The 16406-nt window shown below is 64.7% G+C and carries 16 protein-coding genes; 11 read left to right on the forward strand and 5 right to left on the reverse strand.

Translation table 11 applies throughout. The features are described 5' to 3' along the window. Positions 1 to 728: 728 nt before the first annotated feature. From BGO20_RS12895 to mmsB, 8 genes are all read left to right on the forward strand, one after another. Entirely contained in the window at positions 729 to 1451 is a 723-nt protein-coding gene (locus BGO20_RS12895; RefSeq protein ID WP_291663558.1) for a FadR/GntR family transcriptional regulator, read from the forward strand. A gap of 59 nt (positions 1452 to 1510) precedes the next feature. Beyond that, a complete protein-coding gene (locus tag BGO20_RS12900) occupies positions 1511 to 2443 on the forward strand; it encodes a dihydrodipicolinate synthase family protein (RefSeq protein WP_291663556.1) in 933 nt (310 codons plus the stop codon). Between the two features lie 2 nt (positions 2444 to 2445). Further along, positions 2446 to 3372, forward strand: a complete 927-nt coding sequence (locus BGO20_RS12905) for a Gfo/Idh/MocA family protein (protein ID WP_291663554.1) — start codon at positions 2446 to 2448, stop codon at positions 3370 to 3372. Continuing rightward, the gene (locus tag BGO20_RS12910) at positions 3366 to 4463 is read left to right on the forward strand and encodes an aldose epimerase family protein (protein WP_291663553.1); all 1098 of its coding nucleotides are present in this window, start codon (positions 3366 to 3368) and stop codon (positions 4461 to 4463) included. The genes BGO20_RS12905 and BGO20_RS12910 overlap by 7 nt, the downstream gene beginning before the upstream one ends. Next, on the forward strand, positions 4460 to 5383 hold the full coding sequence (locus BGO20_RS12915; protein ID WP_291663551.1) for an SMP-30/gluconolactonase/LRE family protein: 924 nt from the start codon (positions 4460 to 4462) through the stop codon (positions 5381 to 5383). Before BGO20_RS12910 ends, BGO20_RS12915 begins: the two co-directional genes overlap by 4 nt. Before the next feature lie 104 nt (positions 5384 to 5487). After that, positions 5488 to 6558: a multiple monosaccharide ABC transporter substrate-binding protein gene (gene chvE / locus BGO20_RS12920; protein WP_291663549.1), complete on the forward strand. Its 1071-nt coding sequence runs from the start codon at positions 5488 to 5490 to the stop codon at positions 6556 to 6558. 62 nt (positions 6559 to 6620) lie between these two features. Further along, positions 6621 to 8156 carry a multiple monosaccharide ABC transporter ATP-binding protein gene (gene mmsA / locus BGO20_RS12925; protein WP_291663548.1) on the forward strand — a complete coding sequence of 512 codons (1536 nt, stop codon included), beginning with the start codon at positions 6621 to 6623 and terminating at the stop codon, positions 8154 to 8156. Positions 8157 to 8248: 92 nt separating this feature from the next. Continuing rightward, a complete protein-coding gene (gene mmsB / locus BGO20_RS12930; protein ID WP_465246034.1) occupies positions 8249 to 9364 on the forward strand; it encodes a multiple monosaccharide ABC transporter permease in 1116 nt (371 codons plus the stop codon). Positions 9365 to 9798: 434 nt separating this feature from the next. Here mmsB and xth read toward each other — a convergent pair whose 3' ends face one another. Together xth and BGO20_RS12940 are read right to left on the reverse strand one after the other, a co-directional pair. Further along, positions 9799 to 10587 carry an exodeoxyribonuclease III gene (xth, locus tag BGO20_RS12935; RefSeq protein WP_291663547.1) on the reverse strand — a complete coding sequence of 263 codons (789 nt, stop codon included), beginning with the start codon at positions 10585 to 10587 and terminating at the stop codon, positions 9799 to 9801. Between the two features lie 101 nt (positions 10588 to 10688). After that, a complete protein-coding gene (locus BGO20_RS12940) occupies positions 10689 to 11210 on the reverse strand; it encodes a cupin (RefSeq protein ID WP_291663546.1) in 522 nt (173 codons plus the stop codon). A 439-nt stretch (positions 11211 to 11649) separates the two neighbouring features. Here BGO20_RS12940 and BGO20_RS12945 point away from each other — a divergent pair, with 439 nt between their 5' ends. The 3 genes from BGO20_RS12945 to BGO20_RS12955 are packed head-to-tail and all read left to right on the forward strand — an operon-like array spanning position 11650 to position 12363. Continuing rightward, complete coding sequence (locus BGO20_RS12945; protein ID WP_291663545.1) at positions 11650 to 11835, forward strand: hypothetical protein; 186 nt, start codon at positions 11650 to 11652, stop codon at positions 11833 to 11835. Then, complete coding sequence (locus BGO20_RS12950) at positions 11832 to 12125, forward strand: hypothetical protein (protein ID WP_291663544.1); 294 nt, start codon at positions 11832 to 11834, stop codon at positions 12123 to 12125. Before BGO20_RS12945 ends, BGO20_RS12950 begins: the two co-directional genes overlap by 4 nt. Further along, a complete protein-coding gene (locus BGO20_RS12955; protein WP_291663543.1) occupies positions 12118 to 12363 on the forward strand; it encodes a hypothetical protein in 246 nt (81 codons plus the stop codon). Before BGO20_RS12950 ends, BGO20_RS12955 begins: the two co-directional genes overlap by 8 nt. 536 nt (positions 12364 to 12899) lie before the next feature. Here BGO20_RS12955 and BGO20_RS12960 read toward each other — a convergent pair. From BGO20_RS12960 to BGO20_RS12970, 3 genes are all read right to left on the reverse strand, one after another. Next, complete coding sequence (locus BGO20_RS12960; RefSeq protein ID WP_291663542.1) at positions 12900 to 13844, reverse strand: cation diffusion facilitator family transporter; 945 nt, start codon at positions 13842 to 13844, stop codon at positions 12900 to 12902. Between the two features lie 300 nt (positions 13845 to 14144). Next, positions 14145 to 15113, reverse strand: coding sequence for a M14 family metallopeptidase (locus tag BGO20_RS12965; RefSeq protein ID WP_291663541.1), 969 nt, complete (start codon positions 15111 to 15113; stop codon positions 14145 to 14147). A 74-nt stretch (positions 15114 to 15187) separates the two neighbouring features. Beyond that, positions 15188 to 16393 carry an NAD(P)/FAD-dependent oxidoreductase gene (locus BGO20_RS12970; protein ID WP_291663540.1) on the reverse strand — a complete coding sequence of 402 codons (1206 nt, stop codon included), beginning with the start codon at positions 16391 to 16393 and terminating at the stop codon, positions 15188 to 15190. Between the last annotated feature and the right edge of the window lie 13 nt (positions 16394 to 16406).

The raw sequence follows: 16406 nt of genomic DNA on the forward strand, positions 1-16406 counted from the left end.
GAACGAGAGTGGCGCACTTGCTCGCCAGGAAAGGGTCATACCAGCTATACATCGGGCGCAGCACGAATGCCGCTGCACGCCGCGGCACCCCAGCTTCCGGGCGTGATTTCGTCGCGGTGGGTTTCGTACGGCGACGCGTTGCGCCTGGAAGGAAAATGAAGGCGAAGCATGGGTCGATCGGAAGAGATCTCTCGCTGGTCACGCTTCGCATCTGCTACGACCGCTTTGCAATGTGGCGTAAAGCTGGTGTCTGGGGTCGCCTTATAGCCGCCATCACTGCGCGATGGCAGCATCCCGATAATCGATACCCCTCTGTACGCGCACACTCGCCAGCGCCGCCGCCATGATGAACTTGGCAAGACCGATCCGCTGGATCTCCGGCCGGCCCGACCCTCATCCAATAGTCAAACAATATGATTATTCCTCCACCTCCGCGCATGTGTCATAAGAAGGGATAACAAGCTGCATCAAGCGGCGTGGCTCACCGCAGGAGGATCGGATGAAGCTCAAGGACATTCTGATCGCGTCTATGGTTTCGTCTTCGGCCCCTTCATCGGGGTGTCGAGCCGGGGCCTGATCCAGACCTACATCGCCGTTGACGGCTCGCTTGCGAGCTGGTGGGCGAAGATAGCGACCGGCGCCCTCCTGTTCGCCGTCATCGCGTTCCAGCAGGCGACGCCGCCCTTGGCGCGACGCCGACGCCCGCGCCCGACCGGGGTGAACTCACCATGAACCCGCTCCTCGTTATTCCTGCCAGGCGCGCGCATTCCAACTACGCGCAGGTGGCGCGCACCATCGGCATCGACATCATTTCCGGACGCTATCGCCAAGGGACGAAGATCCCCGGCGATGCCGAACTGATCCTGCGCTTCGGTGTTTCGCGCCCGGTCCTGCGCGAGAGCGTCAAAACGCTGGTCGCCAAGGGACTACTCAGCACCAAGGCCAGGATCGGCACCGTGGTGCGCGAACGCGCGGCCTGGAACATGTTCGACGCCGACGTGCTGGCCTGGCATCTCGACGGTGGGATCGACAAGCGCTTCCTGCGTGACCTCGCCGACATTCGACTGGCAGTGGAGCCGCGCGCCGCCGCGCTCGCAGCCGAGCGCCGCACCGAGGCCGACCTCGGGCTGATGGCCGCCGCCATTGACAAGATGCGGATCGAGTCGGCGCGGGAGGCCCCCGGCTTCGCCGAGGCGGATCTGAGCCTGCATCTGCTTGTTGCCAATGCGTCTGGGAACCCGTTCATGCGCTCCATCGGCGCGGTCGTCGAAGCTGCCTTGCGAGCGTCCTTCCTTTTGAGCGCGCCGGTCGACGAGGGCGGCTACGAGATTTCAGTGACGGCACATGCACGCATCGTCGAGGCGATCGCCGCCCGCGATGCAGACGCGGCGGCCGCGGCGATGACTGGCGTGATCTTCGATGGGCTGCGCCGTCACGGTGCAGCCGAATGAACCCGCAGACAACTCGTCCCAGCTTTGTCGGCCTGTGCGACAACCCATGAAGGTGACAAATGCCGAAGCTTCCCGCCACTCAGTCCTATAAGGGCGTCTTCCCGGTCGTTCCGACCGTGTTCGACGCGCAGGGGCGGCTCGATCTTGAAGGTCAGAAGCGTGCCGTCGACTTCATGATCGACGCAGGTTCGCACGGGCTGTGCATCCTCGCCAACTTCTCCGAGCAGTTCGTGCTCACCGATGAGGAGCGCGAGCGGGTGATGGTCGCCGTTCTGGTGCACGTCGCGGGCCGCGTTCCGGTGATCGTCACCACCACCCATTTTTCCAGCTTCGTCTGTGCCGAGCGCTCGCGCCGGGCGCAGGATCTGGGCGCGGCGATGGTTATGGTCATGCCGCCCTATCACGGCGCGACCTTCAGGGTCCCCGAAGCCTCCATCTACGATTTCTACCGCCATGTCTCGGATGCGATCTCGATCCCGATCATGGTGCAGGATGCACCGGTGGCCGGCACGCCGCTATCGGTTCCGTTCCTCGCCCGCATGGCCCGGGAGATCGAAAACCTCGCCTATTTCAAAATCGAGGTGCCACAGGCTGCCGCCAAGCTGCGCGCGCTGATCGAGGCCGGCGGCGCCACGATCGAAGGGCCCTGGGATGGCGAGGAGGCAATCACGCTGATGGCCGATCTCGACGCCGGCGCGACGGGCGCTATGACGGGCGGAGCCTATCCCGACGGCATCCGCCAGATCACCGACCCCTATTTTGCGGGCCGCCGGGACGAGGCGATCGACGCCTATCAGCGCTGGCTGCCACTGATCAACTACGAGAACCGCCAATGCGGGCTCGCCGCCTGCAAGGCGCTGATGAGGGAGGGCGGCGTCATCGCCCATGAGACGCTACGCGCGCCGCTGCCGGCGATGCATCCCGCCACCCGCGCCGGGCTGATCGAGATCGCCAGGCGGCTTGATCCGATCGTGCTGCGTTGGGGGCGTTGAGCGTGAACCCAATCCGCCTCGCCATCGTCGGTCTGGGCAAGATCGCCCGCGATCAGCATCTGCCGGCGATCGCACGGACGCCGGGCATCGCGCTCGCCGCCATAGCCAGCCGGAATGCCGCGCTCGATGGCGTTGCCCATTTCGAGACGTTGGAGGCGCTCCTGGCCGAGGCTCCCGAGATCGAGGCGGTGGCGCTGTGCACGCCACCGCAGGGCCGCCGTGCCCAGGCGGCGCAGGCGCTCGCGGCCGGCAAGCACGTGCTGCTGGAAAAGCCCCCGGGCGCGACGGTGAGCGAGATCGCGCCGCTGGTCGCCGCTGCGCGCGAGGCCGGGCTGACCCTGTTCGCCACCTGGCATTCGCGCTTTGCGCCGGCCGTAGAACCTGCCCGCGATTTTCTGGCCGTCCATGAGCCGCGTGCCGTGGAGATCACCTGGAAGGAGGATGTCCGGGTCTGGCATCCGGGCCAGGACTGGATCTTCGAGCCTGGTGGGCTTGGCGTCTTCGACCCCGGCATCAACGCCTTGTCGATCCTGACGCGCATCCTTCCGCGCCCGCTGTTCCTAACGGGAGCCACGCTGGCCTTCCCCGAGAACCGAGCCGCTCCCATCGCCGCCGAACTGGATCTCACGGACGCGAACGGCCTGCCCATCCATGCCGTCTTCGACTTCCTCCAGACCGGCCTGCAGAGCTGGGACATCGCAATCGACAGCGAGGGCGGCCGACTGTTGCTCTCCGCGGGCGGTGCGCGGCTGACGCTCGACGGCGCGGTGCTGGTCGACGAGCGAGAAGCGGAATATGCCGGCATCTACCGGCATTTCGTCGATCTGATCGGGCGCGGCGCCTGCGACGTCGATCTTGCCCCGCTCGGCCATGTCGCAGACGCCTTCATGCTGGGGCGCCGCGCCAATGCGGCACCGTTCTCATGGTGAAAGCGAGACCCACTATAACCCGCGAAGGCTTCGGCACGCTTGCCGACGGGCGCGCAGTCGAGCGCGTCGCCCTGCGCGGGGCCGGCGGCTTTGAGGCCCGGATCATCACCTATGGCGCGGTACTGCAAGCGCTCTTCGTGCCCGACGCGAAGGGTGCGCTCGCCGATATCGTGCTCGGCCATGACGATGCCGCCGGTTACGAGACGCAGCGGGATTTCTACGGTGCCACGATCGGGCGCTTCGCCAACCGCATCGCCGGTGCCGCCTTCACGTTGAACGGCGAACGCATCGCGCTGCCGGCCAATGATGGTGCGAACACGCTCCATGGTGGCCCTGGCGGGTTCGATCGGGCGCTGTGGTCGGTCGAGACCATCGAAGCCGGTGAGGCCCCCGCCGTCACGCTTCGCCACGCGAGCCCCGATGGCGAGAACGGCTTTCCCGGTTCGCTCGACGCCCTCGTCAGCTTTCGCTTGTCGGGCCCTCGTGAGCTGACGATCAGCTACGAAGCCGTGACCGACCGTCCGACCGTGGTCAGCCTGACCAATCACAGCTTCTTCAATCTCGACGGCGTCGCTATGGGCGGGACCATCCTCGACCATGTCCTGACGCTGGCCGCCGACGACTTCCTTCCGACGAATGCCGAGGCAATTCCGCTTCCGGGCCCACCACGTCCGGTCGCGGGAACGCCCTTCGACTTCAGGTCGGGCGTGGCGATCGGCGCGCGCATCCGCGAGGACGATGCCCAGTTGCGCGCCGGGCGCGGCTACGACCACAATTTCTGCCTTGGCATCTCGGCGCAGCCGCGCCTCGCCGCCCGTGTCGAGGCAGCGTCTTCGGGGCGGGTCATGGAACTGCTCACGAACCAGCCGGGGCTGCAGTTCTACTCGGGCAATTTCCTCGATGGCGCGGCCGCGGGGAAATACGGGCGCCTGCATCGCCAGTCCGACGCGTTCTGCCTGGAGCCGCAGGGCTGGCCGGATGCGCCCAACCGCCGCGATTTTCCCTCCGTGCGGCTCGATCCCGGTGAGACCTATCGCCACGTCTCGATCTATCGTTTCTCCACCGCCCGCGACGGAGGCATGCGCACATGACCATGCTTCACACACCGTTTTCGCAAATTGCCGCGCCCGAGACGGTTCCGATATCGGTGCTCTGCATGGAGCGCTGCCATCTCGGCGAAGGCCCGAGCTACGATGCCAGCAGCGACACCGCTTGGTGGTTCGACATCCTCGAGCGCCGACTGTTCGAGGCGCGTCTGGAAACAGGCCGCATCACGATCCACGATCTGCCGGTCATGGCCAGCGCGCTGGCGCAGATCGATGCCAACCGCCAGATGCTGGCGGCCGAGGACGGGCTCTATCTGCGCGAGATCGCAAGCGGAAAGCTGACCCGCGTCGCAAAGCTCGCCGGCAAGGACGGTCCGATCCGATCCAATGATGCACGCGTCCATCAAAGCGGCACCTTCTGGGTCAGCACGATGGGCCGCGCTGCGGAAGCCGGCGCCGGTGCGATCCACGCTTTCCGTGACGGGGAGGTCTCGCTGCTCTTCAGCGGCCTGGCCATTCCCAACGCCATCTGCTTCTCTCCGGACGGCGCCACCGGCTATTTCGCCGATACAAGCGAAAACGCGCTCTATCGTGTCTCGATCGACCCGGCGACCGGCCTCCCGGTCGGGCCGCCTGCAATCCTGCACAAGCGCGAGGCTGCCGGCGGCCTTGACGGTGCCGTCACCGATGAGCAGGGCCTCATCTGGTGCGCGATCTGGGGCGGCGGCTGCGTCGACGTCTATTCGCCCAGCGGGGACCGGTTGCGCAGCATCGCGATGCCGGCGCGCCAGCCGAGCTGCCCGGTTTTCGTCGGGCGGCGCTTCGACCACCTGCTGGTCACCTCGGCCTATGAGGCCATGACTGCGGATGCCCGCGCTGCCGACCCCGACCACGGGCGGACCTTCCGAGCCGAAGTGGGGGCCATCGGACGTGCTGAACCGTGTTTGCGCTGGGGAGGTTCCTGACCGCTCCAGACGCGGCCAGACCCCCCGACCGATCAGCGGCCGACCCGCCGCCAAGAAACCGGTCCGCGAATGCGGCCGACCCTTTCACAACCTGGGAGTTCAGCATGAAACGCCTGACGACACTTCTCTCCGCCCTGACGCTCGCGGCCTTCGCCATGGGCCAATCGCCCTCCGCGGTCGCGCAGAGCAAGCCGACGGTCGGTATCGCGATGCCGACGAAATCCTCCGCGCGCTGGATCGCCGACGGCGACAACATTGTGAAGGTGCTCAAGGAGCGCGGTTACGATACCGATCTTCAATATGCCGAGGACGATGTCCCAAACCAGCTCTCGCAGATCGAGAACATGATCACGAAGGGCGCCAAGGTCCTGGTGATCGCGGCGATCGACGGCTCGACGTTGTCCGACGTGCTGGCCCAGGCCAAGGCCCAGGGCATCAAGGTCGTGGCCTATGACCGGCTGATCAGGAACACGCCGAACGTCGACTACTATGCGACCTTCGACAATTTCCAGGTCGGCGTGTTGCAAGCCCAATCCCTGCTGAAGGGGCTCGGTCTGCCGGAAGCCAAGGGCCCGTTCAACATCGAGCTCTTCGGCGGCTCGCCCGACGACAATAACGCCTTTTTCTTTTATGATGGCGCCATGTCGGTGCTGAAGCCGCTCATCGATGAGAAGAAGCTCGTCGTCGCCAGCGGCCAGATGGGCATGGACAAGGTCTCGACTCTGCGTTGGGACGGTGCCACCGCCCAGGCCCGCATGGATAATCTCTTGAGCGCCTACTACGCGGACAAGAAGCTCGACGCCGTGCTGTCGCCTTATGACGGCATCTCGATCGGCATCCTGTCCTCGGTGAAGGGTGTCGGCTATGGGTCAGGCGGGCAGAAGATGCCGATCGTCTCGGGCCAGGATGCCGAGGTGCCTTCGGTGAAGTCGATCATCGCCGGCGAGCAATATGCGACGATCTTCAAGGACACCCGCGACCTCGCCCGCGTCACCGCCGACATGGTCGACGCGATGCTGTCGGGCAAGGAGGTCAAGGTCAATGACACCAAGACCTACAACAACGGCGTCAAGGTCGTGCCGTCCTACCTGCTGAAGCCCGTGGTGGTCGACAAGTCGAACTGGGAAGCGGTCCTGATCGGCTCGGGCTACTACAAGGCCTCCCAGATCAAGTGACGCCCCGGGGGCCCGGCCTCGTGCCGGGCCTCATCCACCGGCCCGAAGGCGGGAGAACCACCATGAGCCCTGTGCTGGAAATGCGCGGCATCTCCAAATCCTTTACCGGCGTGAAGGCGCTGAACGATGTGTCCTTCACCGTCGAGCCCGGGGAGATCCATGCCCTCGTCGGCGAGAACGGCGCGGGCAAGTCGACCCTGATGAAGGTGCTGAGCGGCGTCTATCCGCACGGCTCATATGATGGCTCGATCCTGTTCGGGGGCGAGGAGCGGCACTTCCGCGACATCAACGACTCGGAAGCGCTCGGCATCATCATCATCCATCAGGAATTGGCGCTGATCCCGCTGATGACGATCGCCGAGAACATCTATCTCGCCGATCCCCCGACCCGGATGGGCATGATCGACCACAGCGCCGTCTATCGCGGAACGCAGGCGCTGCTCGCCAGGGTCGGGCTCGACGAGGCGCCCGATACCCGCATCGCCGACCTCGGCGTCGGCAAGCAGCAGCTCGTCGAGATCGCCAAGGCACTGGCGAAGAATCTGCGCGTGCTGATCCTCGATGAGCCGACGGCGAGCCTCAATGAGCGCGACAGCGAGGCGCTGCTCGATCTGCTGCTCGAATTCAAAGCTCAAGGCATCGCCTCCGTGCTGATCTCCCACAAGCTCAACGAGGTTTCCCGCGTCGCCGACCGGATTACGGTGCTGCGCGACGGCCGCTGCGTGGATACGCTCGACTGCCATGCCGGCCAGGTCGAAGAGGACCGCATCATCCGCGCGATGGTCGATCGCGACCTGGCGCATCGCTTCCCGCAGCGCGAGCCAAAAATCGGGGAGACGGTGCTGGAGATCGAGGACTGGTCTGTGTTCCATCCGATCGACACCCATCGCAAAGTCGTGCGGAACGTGGACTTCCATGTCCGCCGCGGCGAGATCGTCGGGATCGCCGGGTTGATGGGGGCCGGCCGTACCGAATTTGCGATGAGCGTCTTCGGCGGCTCCTATGGCCGCAAGGCCTCCGGCACGGCGCGGCTCGAGGGCCGGCCAATCGAGCTCTCCGACGTGCCCGGAGCGATCGCGGCCGGTCTCGCCTATGTGACGGAAGATCGCAAGGAGCTCGGCCTCATCCTCGCGGAAGACATCCGCAAGAACATCACACTGACCAACCTGCGAGAGGTCGCGCATTCCGGCGTGGTCGATGACATGGCCGAGCTGAAGGTCGCCAATGCCTATCGCAGCCGCATGCGGATCCGCTGCGCCAGCGTCTATCAGGAGGCCGGCCAGCTCTCGGGCGGCAACCAGCAGAAGATTGTCTTGTCGAAATGGCTCTTCACCGACCCCAAGGTGCTCTTCCTTGACGAGCCGACGCGCGGCATCGACGTCGGCGCCAAATATGAAATCTACTGCATCATCAACGAGCTCGCCGATGCCGGGCGCGGCGTCGTGGTCATTTCGTCGGAGATGCCGGAGCTTCTGGGCATCTGCGACCGCATCTGTGTGATGAATGAGGGCGCCTTCGTCGCAGAGTTTCCAGCCGCCGAGGCGACACAGGAAAAGATCATGCGCGCCATCATGCGCAACCGGGAGGCAAGAGCGTGAGCACCGACGTCCAGAGCGACGGCATCGTCAAACCCGCTACGGCCCGGCCCGAAGCCACCAGGCCCAAGGGCGGAAACCTGCGCGAATACGGCATGCTGATGTCGCTGGTCGCGATCATGCTGTTCTTCCAGGTCGTGACGGGCGGCAAATTGCTGCTGCCGCTCAACCTGACCAACCTGATCCTGCAGAACAGCTTCATCGTCGTCATGGCGCTGGGCATGCTGCTGGTCATCGTCACCGGCCATATCGATCTTTCGGTCGGATCGGTCGCCGGTGCGGTCGGCGCCGTCGCCGCCGTTCTGATGGTGCATTACGGCGTACATTTCGTGCTGGCGACGCTGATCTGCCTGGCGCTGGGCGGGTTGATCGGGGCCGCGCAGGGCTATTGGGTCGCCTACTTCAAGATACCGTCCTTCATCGTCACGCTGGCCGGCATGCTGGTCTTCAAGGGGCTGGCGCTTGCGATCCTGCAGGGCCAGTCGGTGGGGCCGTTCCCCGCCCAATTTCAGAAGCTATCCTCGGGCTTCATCGCCGATCTGTTCGGCAAGATTCAGGGCCTGCAGCCAACCTCGATGCTGCTGGGGGCGGCGCTGGCTGTGCTGCTCGTCGCCCTCAACCTGAAGAGCCGCAGACGCCAGCAGGACCACGACATTCCCGTCGAGCCCTGGAGCTTCTTCATCGCCAAGACCGCAATCTTCGCGGGAATCATCCTCTACGCCACCTATCTGCTCGCCTCCTATCGTGGCCTGCCCAATGTTCTCGTGGTGATGGGGGTGCTGATCGCCCTCTATGCCTTTGTCACGACACGCACGACGATCGGCCGCCAGATCTATGCCGTTGGCGGCAATGCGCGCGCTGCCAAGCTCTCAGGCGTCAGGACCGAGCGGCTGACCTTCCTCGCGTTCGTCAACATGGGCGTCCTGGCGGCGCTGGCGGGACTGATCTTCGCCGCGCGCCTCAACACGGCGACGCCCAAGGCCGGTGTCGGCTTCGAGCTCGACGTCATCGCCGCCTGCTTCATCGGTGGCGCCTCGGCCTATGGCGGCGTGGGCCGCGTCTCGGGCGCCGTGATCGGCGCGCTGATTATGGGCGTGATGAACAACGGCATGTCGATCCTGGGCATCGGCATCGACTATCAGCAGGTCATCAAGGGCCTGGTGTTGCTCGGAGCCGTCTGCCTCGACGTCTACAATCAGAAGCGCGGGTAGGAGATTCAGCATCACGCTCGACCCTCTCGAGCTTCGGGTCGCCCGATCCGCGGCGTTCTATGTCAGCCTTCTCGAAAGAGACCGATCTCAGCCCGCACTCAACCGGGGAGGGGGCTTTTCGTCGCCCGCGCGATGAACAACCGGCCCTGCAAAACGCTTGGATGAAAAATCTGAGCGTCAGCCAAACCGGCGGCGGGCCAGTTTCGATTGTTCTAGGCGTCATAGCTCTACGAACGATCTGGTTCTGCGGCGACCATGTATGGCGATACTGTCGCGAGCCTCGCTGGATAGCTGGTCGGGACTTGGCTGGCCAAAAGAGATCCCGACGACGGCGAACATGCGCGCGGCTGGTGGCTTGCGACCTTGGAAGAATTGCGCGAGGCACGGCGAGCGGCACGCTCCCGCCAACGGCAGACGGCGACCGACACGCCTGCCTAGGCCGCGCTAGATGGCGGATCGATGTCGATCATGACCGGCGCGTGGTCGCTGGTATGGTCCCAACTTCGCGGTGTGCGCCGGACATTGGCCGCTCTGAGCCGCGGTGCGAGCGTCGGACTGAGAAGGAAATGGTCGATGCGCAGGCCGGCGTCCCGCTCGAAGGCGTTTCGCCAGTATTTCCAGAACGTGTAGATTCGCTCGTCCGGATGCAGCTCGCGGATGGCATCGGTCCATCCTTGTGCGGCCAATTCGGCATAGGCTCGTCTGACCTCGGGACGAAATAACGCGTGGTCGCGCCAGCGTTCCGGGGCATAGACGTCGAGATCCGTCGGCATGACATTGAAATCGCCGATCAGTGCCACGGGAATGTCGAAAGCCAGCAGTTCCGCCGCGTAGTTCTGCAGCCGCTTGAACCAGCGAAGCTTGTAGTCAAACTTCGGGCCGGGCGCGGGATTGCCGTTTGGAAGATAAAGGCAGCCGATGAGTATGCCATCCACCGCTGCCTCGATATAGCGGCTGTGGCTGTCATCGGGATCGCCGGGCAGTCCGCGCCGCGTCAGGATGGGAAGCGTGGCCTTCGCCAGGATCGCCACGCCGTTCCAGCTCTTCTGGCCATGCCAGACGGCCTCGTAGCCGGCGTCGCGGAGTGCCCGTTGCGGAAACAGATGGTCGGAGGTTTTGAGCTCCTGTAGACACACGACATCCGGGGTATCCTGCTCGAGCCACCGCATGAGGACCGAGAGCCGGCCGTTGATGCCATTGACGTTATAGGTTGCGATCTTCACGAGGCCTCCAGTCGCGACGCTTGTCGATCGAGCTTCGGCCCCTTGCCTGCCCACTCCAACATCGTAGCTGGGTGTGATCGAGACCGATGAGGGAGCAGGCGTCACGCAACGGTGACGTCGACCCAAAGCCTGAGGAGAGGTCCATCGTCGCCGACCACCGGATCGCGCGGGGGGAAGCTCAACAGGGCGATCTTCTGCAGCATGGCCGGCGTCGCGTCCTCACGAACAATGTCCCCGGCCTGGCCGGGCGGATAGGCGCCGACGACGAGAAAGTCCTCGGACTGCGAGATCCGGCGGTGACCGGTTCCTGCGGGAAGGACCAGCACGTCGCCGGTCCTCACCTCGATCTCGCGGCCGCCTGTCCCGCCGAGAATGATCGTCGCCGACCCTGCTGCGATGCCAAGAACTTCATGGCCTTGGCTGTGATAATGATCGAAGTCGTAGATGCCATCACGCCATTGCGGCGGCCAGCCATTCTCCCGGAATCGCTTCTCCATCAGGGTCGCGAGATCAGCAGCGTTAGCATCGAACGCCCCTTCATAGATGAGCGCCGGTAGCCTGGCATTGTTTGGCACGAAGTGGCGCGGCTCAAGGTGGAGGGCGGTCACGGTCATTTTGGTCATTGCGCCTTCTCCGGAGAAGCTACCTGAACGCGGCGGCAGGAACCTCGTTCCCGACCTCAAAATCGCCTTCCGCGTCTCGGCACGATGAACCCACAATCGCCGGCCTCCACCGGCGAGCCATTCACGCGTTCCAGGCGCGCGAAATGATAAGCCCGTCGCTCAGGGAGCGACGGGCCTCTGACGGCTGTCAGGACTAGGCGGTTCCGGTCATCGCCGGGGAATTCGCTTCGCTCTCCTGGCGGTTGCGGCCGGTACATCCGCGGCAACGCATCCAGCCGGAGAGCAGCAGGCATCTGGCGACGCCGCGCGGACAACCAGATAAGCGCAGGTTTGGTTCCCGCAAGGCTCGCACTCGCGTCCAGTCTCGCTCGTGAGGAACGCGAGCGCGTCTGCGAGCGTTCAACCTCCGTAGACGAGGCAGATTATGGAGCCGCCACCAATGGCGAATGAACAAAGCCCGGCGGTCGAAAGTCTGCGTGAGGAGCAGAAATCTCAAAGGAAAGACGAGCGAGATCTGACGGCCGATCAAAAGCTCGAGAAGGCGCTCAAGGATACCTTTCCCGCCAGCGACCCTTTGGCAGAGCAAGTGCCGATCAAGCCTGGCGCAGCCGAGGAGAAGACATGATCAGGGCTGCATTTTCGAGCCTTGCGGGCGCCTGGATCGCAAGGAATGTCGAAAAGGGCGCGATAACCGAACGCTTCGCCGTTCCTTTGACCTTACTCGCGACCCGGCTCCCGACGCCAGTCATCCTCGCCGGCGCGTTCGGCTACGGTCTTTACCGCCTGAAGCTCGAGGCGGCCAATGACGTTTCGCCGAAACGTCGCGCAGAATCCTCGGCCGCGCACGCCGCATCGCGCGGCCGCCGAGCGCGGACCCAACGGAAACCCGCAGGGCGCGAGGCGCCAGATGCTTAAGCTGTTCTGGGAAATGTCGATGCTTGCGTTCGAAGCGCAGCAGGCCATCTGGCTCAGGACCATGAAGATCGCGATGGGCGGGCCGGGCGCAAAGCGGGAGGCCGATTTGATGGTGAAGGAGAAGATTTTGGCGGCTCGGACCGCCGGTGTGAAGGCTGCGAGCGGAAATGGTCCGGTCGGCATCGTTCGAGGCTATCGGCGCAAGGTACGGGCGAATGTCAGACGCTTGTCTCGCTAGTTTCGTCAGGTGAGCGCAATCGCTGTCGCTGGAACCTTTGCGCTTTGTGCTCAACCGCCAGCTTCGTGCTGCAGGCTTCGCGTATCATACGAACGCGCGGTACGGCGACTTCACCGTTGACCTATAGCCTCGCCGCGACCGTCTCCTTTGGACTGCCTAAAGCATGGGCCTTGGGGAATGGCCGCTGATCGTCACCATCAGCATCTGCTCGCGCTCTCCGCGTTTATCCTGCGGATGAGGCAGTTGTCCAAGACAAATAGGACGTGGTGGCCGACGATCGACCTTGCTTCGTGAGGGGAGGGGGACCGCAAGCCGAGCGGCGTCGGCGCGCCTTTCGTGGTGTCCTGCTACACCGGCCCGGAGTGAGCCCTGCTCGGCGGCCGGGTGAAACAGCCAACGGCCGTAGGATCATGCCGCCGGCCTTTCAGGGGGGGCCTTGGAACTCCTCCCTCTCCGGTGGTGAAGCGGGCAAGATGGCACCCGTTCGACAACTGCAAATCCCGTGGGCGCCGTACCATGTTACGGTGCCATGCGCTTTAGTCAGCCAGTTCGGCACGCCGCTCGCGCCATGTTGCCGAAGTCTGAGGCTTGACGAATACCGATGCGATATCCGAGCGCCGCTCTCTCAGCTTCGCTTCGATCCGCTCGACGCAATCCTCTATATCGGCAGTTGAGCGATCGTCCTTGAACTCGAGGCTCAGGGCCACGACGATCTGATCGGGGCCGAGATGAACCGTGGTCATGCCGTTGACGCGCTCGACGTCAGGGTCGCCGCTTACCGCTGCCATGATCTCCGTCTGGACGTGCGGCAGAGCTGCCTCGCCCATCAGCAAAGCTTTGCTCTCTCGCGCAAGGAAGATCGCTGTCGCCGCCAGAATGACGCCAATCAGGATCGATGCGACGCCATCGAACTCAGGACGCTCGAAATAGGCTGCGGCAGTGATGCCGAGGAAAGCGACAAGCAAGCCGAGCAAGGCCGCTGTGTCTTCAAATAGGACGGTGAAGACGCTCGGGTCCTTGCTCTGCCGGACGGCTGCGAAGTAGCCGAGTTGACCTTTCGCGGCGCGGAACTCTCTCAGCGCCACTCGCCAGGAATAGCCTTCGAAAAGGACTGATAGCCCCAAGACGACATAACTGACAGTCAAGTTTGTCGCAGGGTGTGGCTCTGTGATGTGAGCGACGCCTTCGTAGAACGAGACACCGGCACCCACGGCAAACACCAGCAGCGCGACGATGAAGCTCCAGAAATATAGCTCGCGTCCATGGCCGAAGGGGTGGGTCAGATCGGCCGGTCGTGCGGCGCGCTTCAGACCGTAGAGGAGGAGAAGGCCGTTGCCGGTATCAACAAGGGAGTGGACGCCCTCGGACAGCATCGCAGAGCTTCCGGTCCAGGCTGCAGCGATGAACTTGGTAACGGCGATCAGGAGATTGCCGGCGAGCGCCGCGTAGATAACGGTCTTCGAACCTGCGTGCGCTGCCATCGTCTTCCCTCATTCTCGCTGGCAACGAGTCTGGGACGTGGCGGTTCCTGTCCACAGGCTTCGAAGGCGGCTAGGTACACGCGCTCCTTCGCCTCCTCGATGTCCAATCCGTCGACAACGCCCGACAGGAGCCCCGGCTCGAGGTACATTGGTTGACTTGGCCACCTGCGGAAACCGCCTCGTCGGAATCAGTGGTTCGCAGAAATTCGAGCGGGCCGCGTCCTTCGAAATCAACGCGAGCCCGCTGGGCCGGTCGAGTGCCGTCATTTGTGATTGGCCACAGGGCGTATTCGCTCGGACTCAGTCTTCGAGTGGCGTTCCGATGTTGCCCACGAGTTGCCCTTTCGAGACAAAGGCGTGTTCGGTTTGGCGGAGGACATATCCTGCCATCGGTGCGGTAATCTCCAGCGGAGCGGCTAATTGGCCCTCGGTCGGATGCAGAAGCGCAACAAGTTGTCCCTTGTTGACCTTACCGCCCAGCGCCACGGTGTGTTCCACTAGCGCGGGGTGAGGCGCGAGGTACTGTCCCTCTGGCCCGGCCGAGAAATGCACGCCGGCGAAAGGGATGGGAGTCAGCTGTTGCTTGATAACGCCGAAATCGGCCAGCGCCCGTAGCAGGCCTTCCTCCATGATCGCGAGTTCGTCGGATTTCATCCGGCCACCGCCGCCCTCGACCTCGATCGAGGCGAGGTCGGCGAGCTTGGCTGCGCCGCAGGCCGTCTCGTCGATGCCGTCGACATGTTGGACGAAGCGGTATCCCCAGGCCTCCATCAGCCGGTTGAGGCGGGCGTTGTCGACCACGCTATGCGCCGTGGCGAAGCCGAAGACCATCGGCACCACCGAAACGTCGCTGCCGCCGGCATGAACGTCGATCAGCAGGTCGACCGCCGGGAAGAGCCGCTTCGTCACGAAGGCGCAGAGCCGCTCGGTCGTCGTGCCGTCCTCCTTGCCGGGGAAGCAGCGGTTCATGTTTTGACCGTCGAAGGCGGAGAGGCGCCGGCCCTGCTGCGCGGCCGGGAAATTGAGCGAGGGGACGATGACAACGCGCCCGGTGACGTCCCCCGGCGTCAGCCGTCCGGCCAGGCGGCGCAGCACGATCTGCGCTTCGTATTCGTCGCCATGGATGCCGCCGAGCAGCAGCACCGAGGGACCCTCGCTATGGTTGATGCAGCAGAGGATGTCGCCCTTGATGCCATCCAGCGGGCCGGTGATTGGGCCGAGATCGTAGATGGTCTTGCCGGGGCGCGCCGGGTCGAAATTGGTCAGCATCTATCCAAATCCTGTCCTGCGGCGGATGCGGGGTTGCCGCATCCGCCGGTTCGCGTGGGGTGATGGGAGGAGGCTCAGGCCGCGGCGCGGCCGACGCTCACGGCCTTGAGCATCTCCGCCGGCTTGTGGAAGCGCAGCGGCGAGAACGGCTCCAGCGCCTCGGGCTTCTCGCCGGTCGCGATCCAGTCGCTGAACAGCTTGGTGAAGCCGAGCGAGATGGCGAAGCCGTGGCCCGACCAGCCGTAGCCATAGATCAGGTTCGGCAGCGCCTCGGCCTGGCCGATTAGCGGGATCTGGTCAGCCGCTACCGCCTCGACCCGCGAGGCGTCGACGCTGAGGAGGGTGGAGCTGTCGATGAAGGGCAGGGTCAGGACCCCGTTGGTGACGTTCTGGGTCATCGAGCTGAGCGAGCCCTGCCACAGCCCCTCCGGCGTATGGCCGACATGGGCGCCGCCCGACAGCATGATCGTGCCGTCCGGCAGCTGCTTCACCGCGAGCTGGCGATGCGCGTGGGAGAGCAGGTGATTGACCCGCTTGTTCAGCGGGTTCGTCACGAAATGCATCTGCGGCATCAGGTTCCAGACCGGGCCGAGCTCATGCGGCTTCAGCACGGGTTTGAGCAGCGCATTCGCGCCGGCATTGGCGACGACGACGAGGCGCGAACCGACCGGGACCGTCTCGCCGCTGGCGAGCTTGACCTCGGTCACCGCCCCGCGCGCCTGGACGATCTCGGCGACCTTGGCACCGGTGCGGATGACGGCGCCGGCCCTGGCGGCCTCCTTGGCGAACTGGCGCGTGGCGAAGCTGTGATCGCCGACGCCGTCGTGCGGGCACCAGATGGCGCCGAGAATGCCCGGTGCGAGCTCCGGCTCGCGCGCAAGCGCCTCGTCGCGTGAAAGCACTTCCGAGGGCGTACCGAGACTCGCCTGGACCGCGGCGGTCGCTTCCATGCGCCCGCGCACCTCATGTTCGCGATGCCCGTAGGAAACGTCGTAGATTTTCAGGCCGCCGACGCGGCGATAGCCGACGCCACCCTCGATCTTCGCCTGGTACTCGGCCCAAAGCTGCTGGGCCAGTGCGCAGACCGGCAGCTCACGTAGGTCGCGGCCGCTGGCGCGCACGCCGCGCTCGCCCGGCCCACCCGAGGCGCCGCCGGCGATTTCCCCTGCTTCGAGCAGGGTGATGCTGCGGCCCGCTTTCGCCAGCTGGTAGGCCAGGCTCGTCCCGTAGATGCCGCCGCCGACAATGACGACCTCGGAGGCGCTGCTGTGATCGGACATCGATCGAATCCTT

This window comes from Allobosea sp. 67-29 (genome assembly GCF_001898115.1).
Taxonomy (GTDB): domain Bacteria; phylum Pseudomonadota; class Alphaproteobacteria; order Rhizobiales; family Beijerinckiaceae; genus Allobosea.

Coding starts and splice junctions, on each gene's coding strand:
- BGO20_RS12895 (WP_291663558.1), top strand. CDS start 729: ATGAACCCGCTCCTCGTTATTCCTGCCAGGCGCGCGCATTCCAACTAC.
- BGO20_RS12900 (WP_291663556.1), top strand. CDS start 1,511: ATGCCGAAGCTTCCCGCCACTCAGTCCTATAAGGGCGTCTTCCCGGTC.
- BGO20_RS12910 (WP_291663553.1), top strand. CDS start 3,366: ATGGTGAAAGCGAGACCCACTATAACCCGCGAAGGCTTCGGCACGCTT.
- BGO20_RS12915 (WP_291663551.1), top strand. CDS start 4,460: ATGACCATGCTTCACACACCGTTTTCGCAAATTGCCGCGCCCGAGACG.
- chvE (WP_291663549.1), top strand. CDS start 5,488: ATGAAACGCCTGACGACACTTCTCTCCGCCCTGACGCTCGCGGCCTTC.
- mmsA (WP_291663548.1), top strand. CDS start 6,621: ATGAGCCCTGTGCTGGAAATGCGCGGCATCTCCAAATCCTTTACCGGC.
- mmsB (WP_465246034.1), top strand. CDS start 8,249: ATGCTGATGTCGCTGGTCGCGATCATGCTGTTCTTCCAGGTCGTGACG.
- BGO20_RS12940 (WP_291663546.1), bottom strand. CDS start 11,210: ATGACCAAAATGACCGTGACCGCCCTCCACCTTGAGCCGCGCCACTTC.
- BGO20_RS12945 (WP_291663545.1), top strand. CDS start 11,650: ATGGCGAATGAACAAAGCCCGGCGGTCGAAAGTCTGCGTGAGGAGCAG.
- BGO20_RS12950 (WP_291663544.1), top strand. CDS start 11,832: ATGATCAGGGCTGCATTTTCGAGCCTTGCGGGCGCCTGGATCGCAAGG.
- BGO20_RS12955 (WP_291663543.1), top strand. CDS start 12,118: ATGCTTAAGCTGTTCTGGGAAATGTCGATGCTTGCGTTCGAAGCGCAG.
- BGO20_RS12960 (WP_291663542.1), bottom strand. CDS start 13,844: ATGGCAGCGCACGCAGGTTCGAAGACCGTTATCTACGCGGCGCTCGCC.
- BGO20_RS12965 (WP_291663541.1), bottom strand. CDS start 15,113: ATGCTGACCAATTTCGACCCGGCGCGCCCCGGCAAGACCATCTACGAT.
- BGO20_RS12970 (WP_291663540.1), bottom strand. CDS start 16,393: ATGTCCGATCACAGCAGCGCCTCCGAGGTCGTCATTGTCGGCGGCGGC.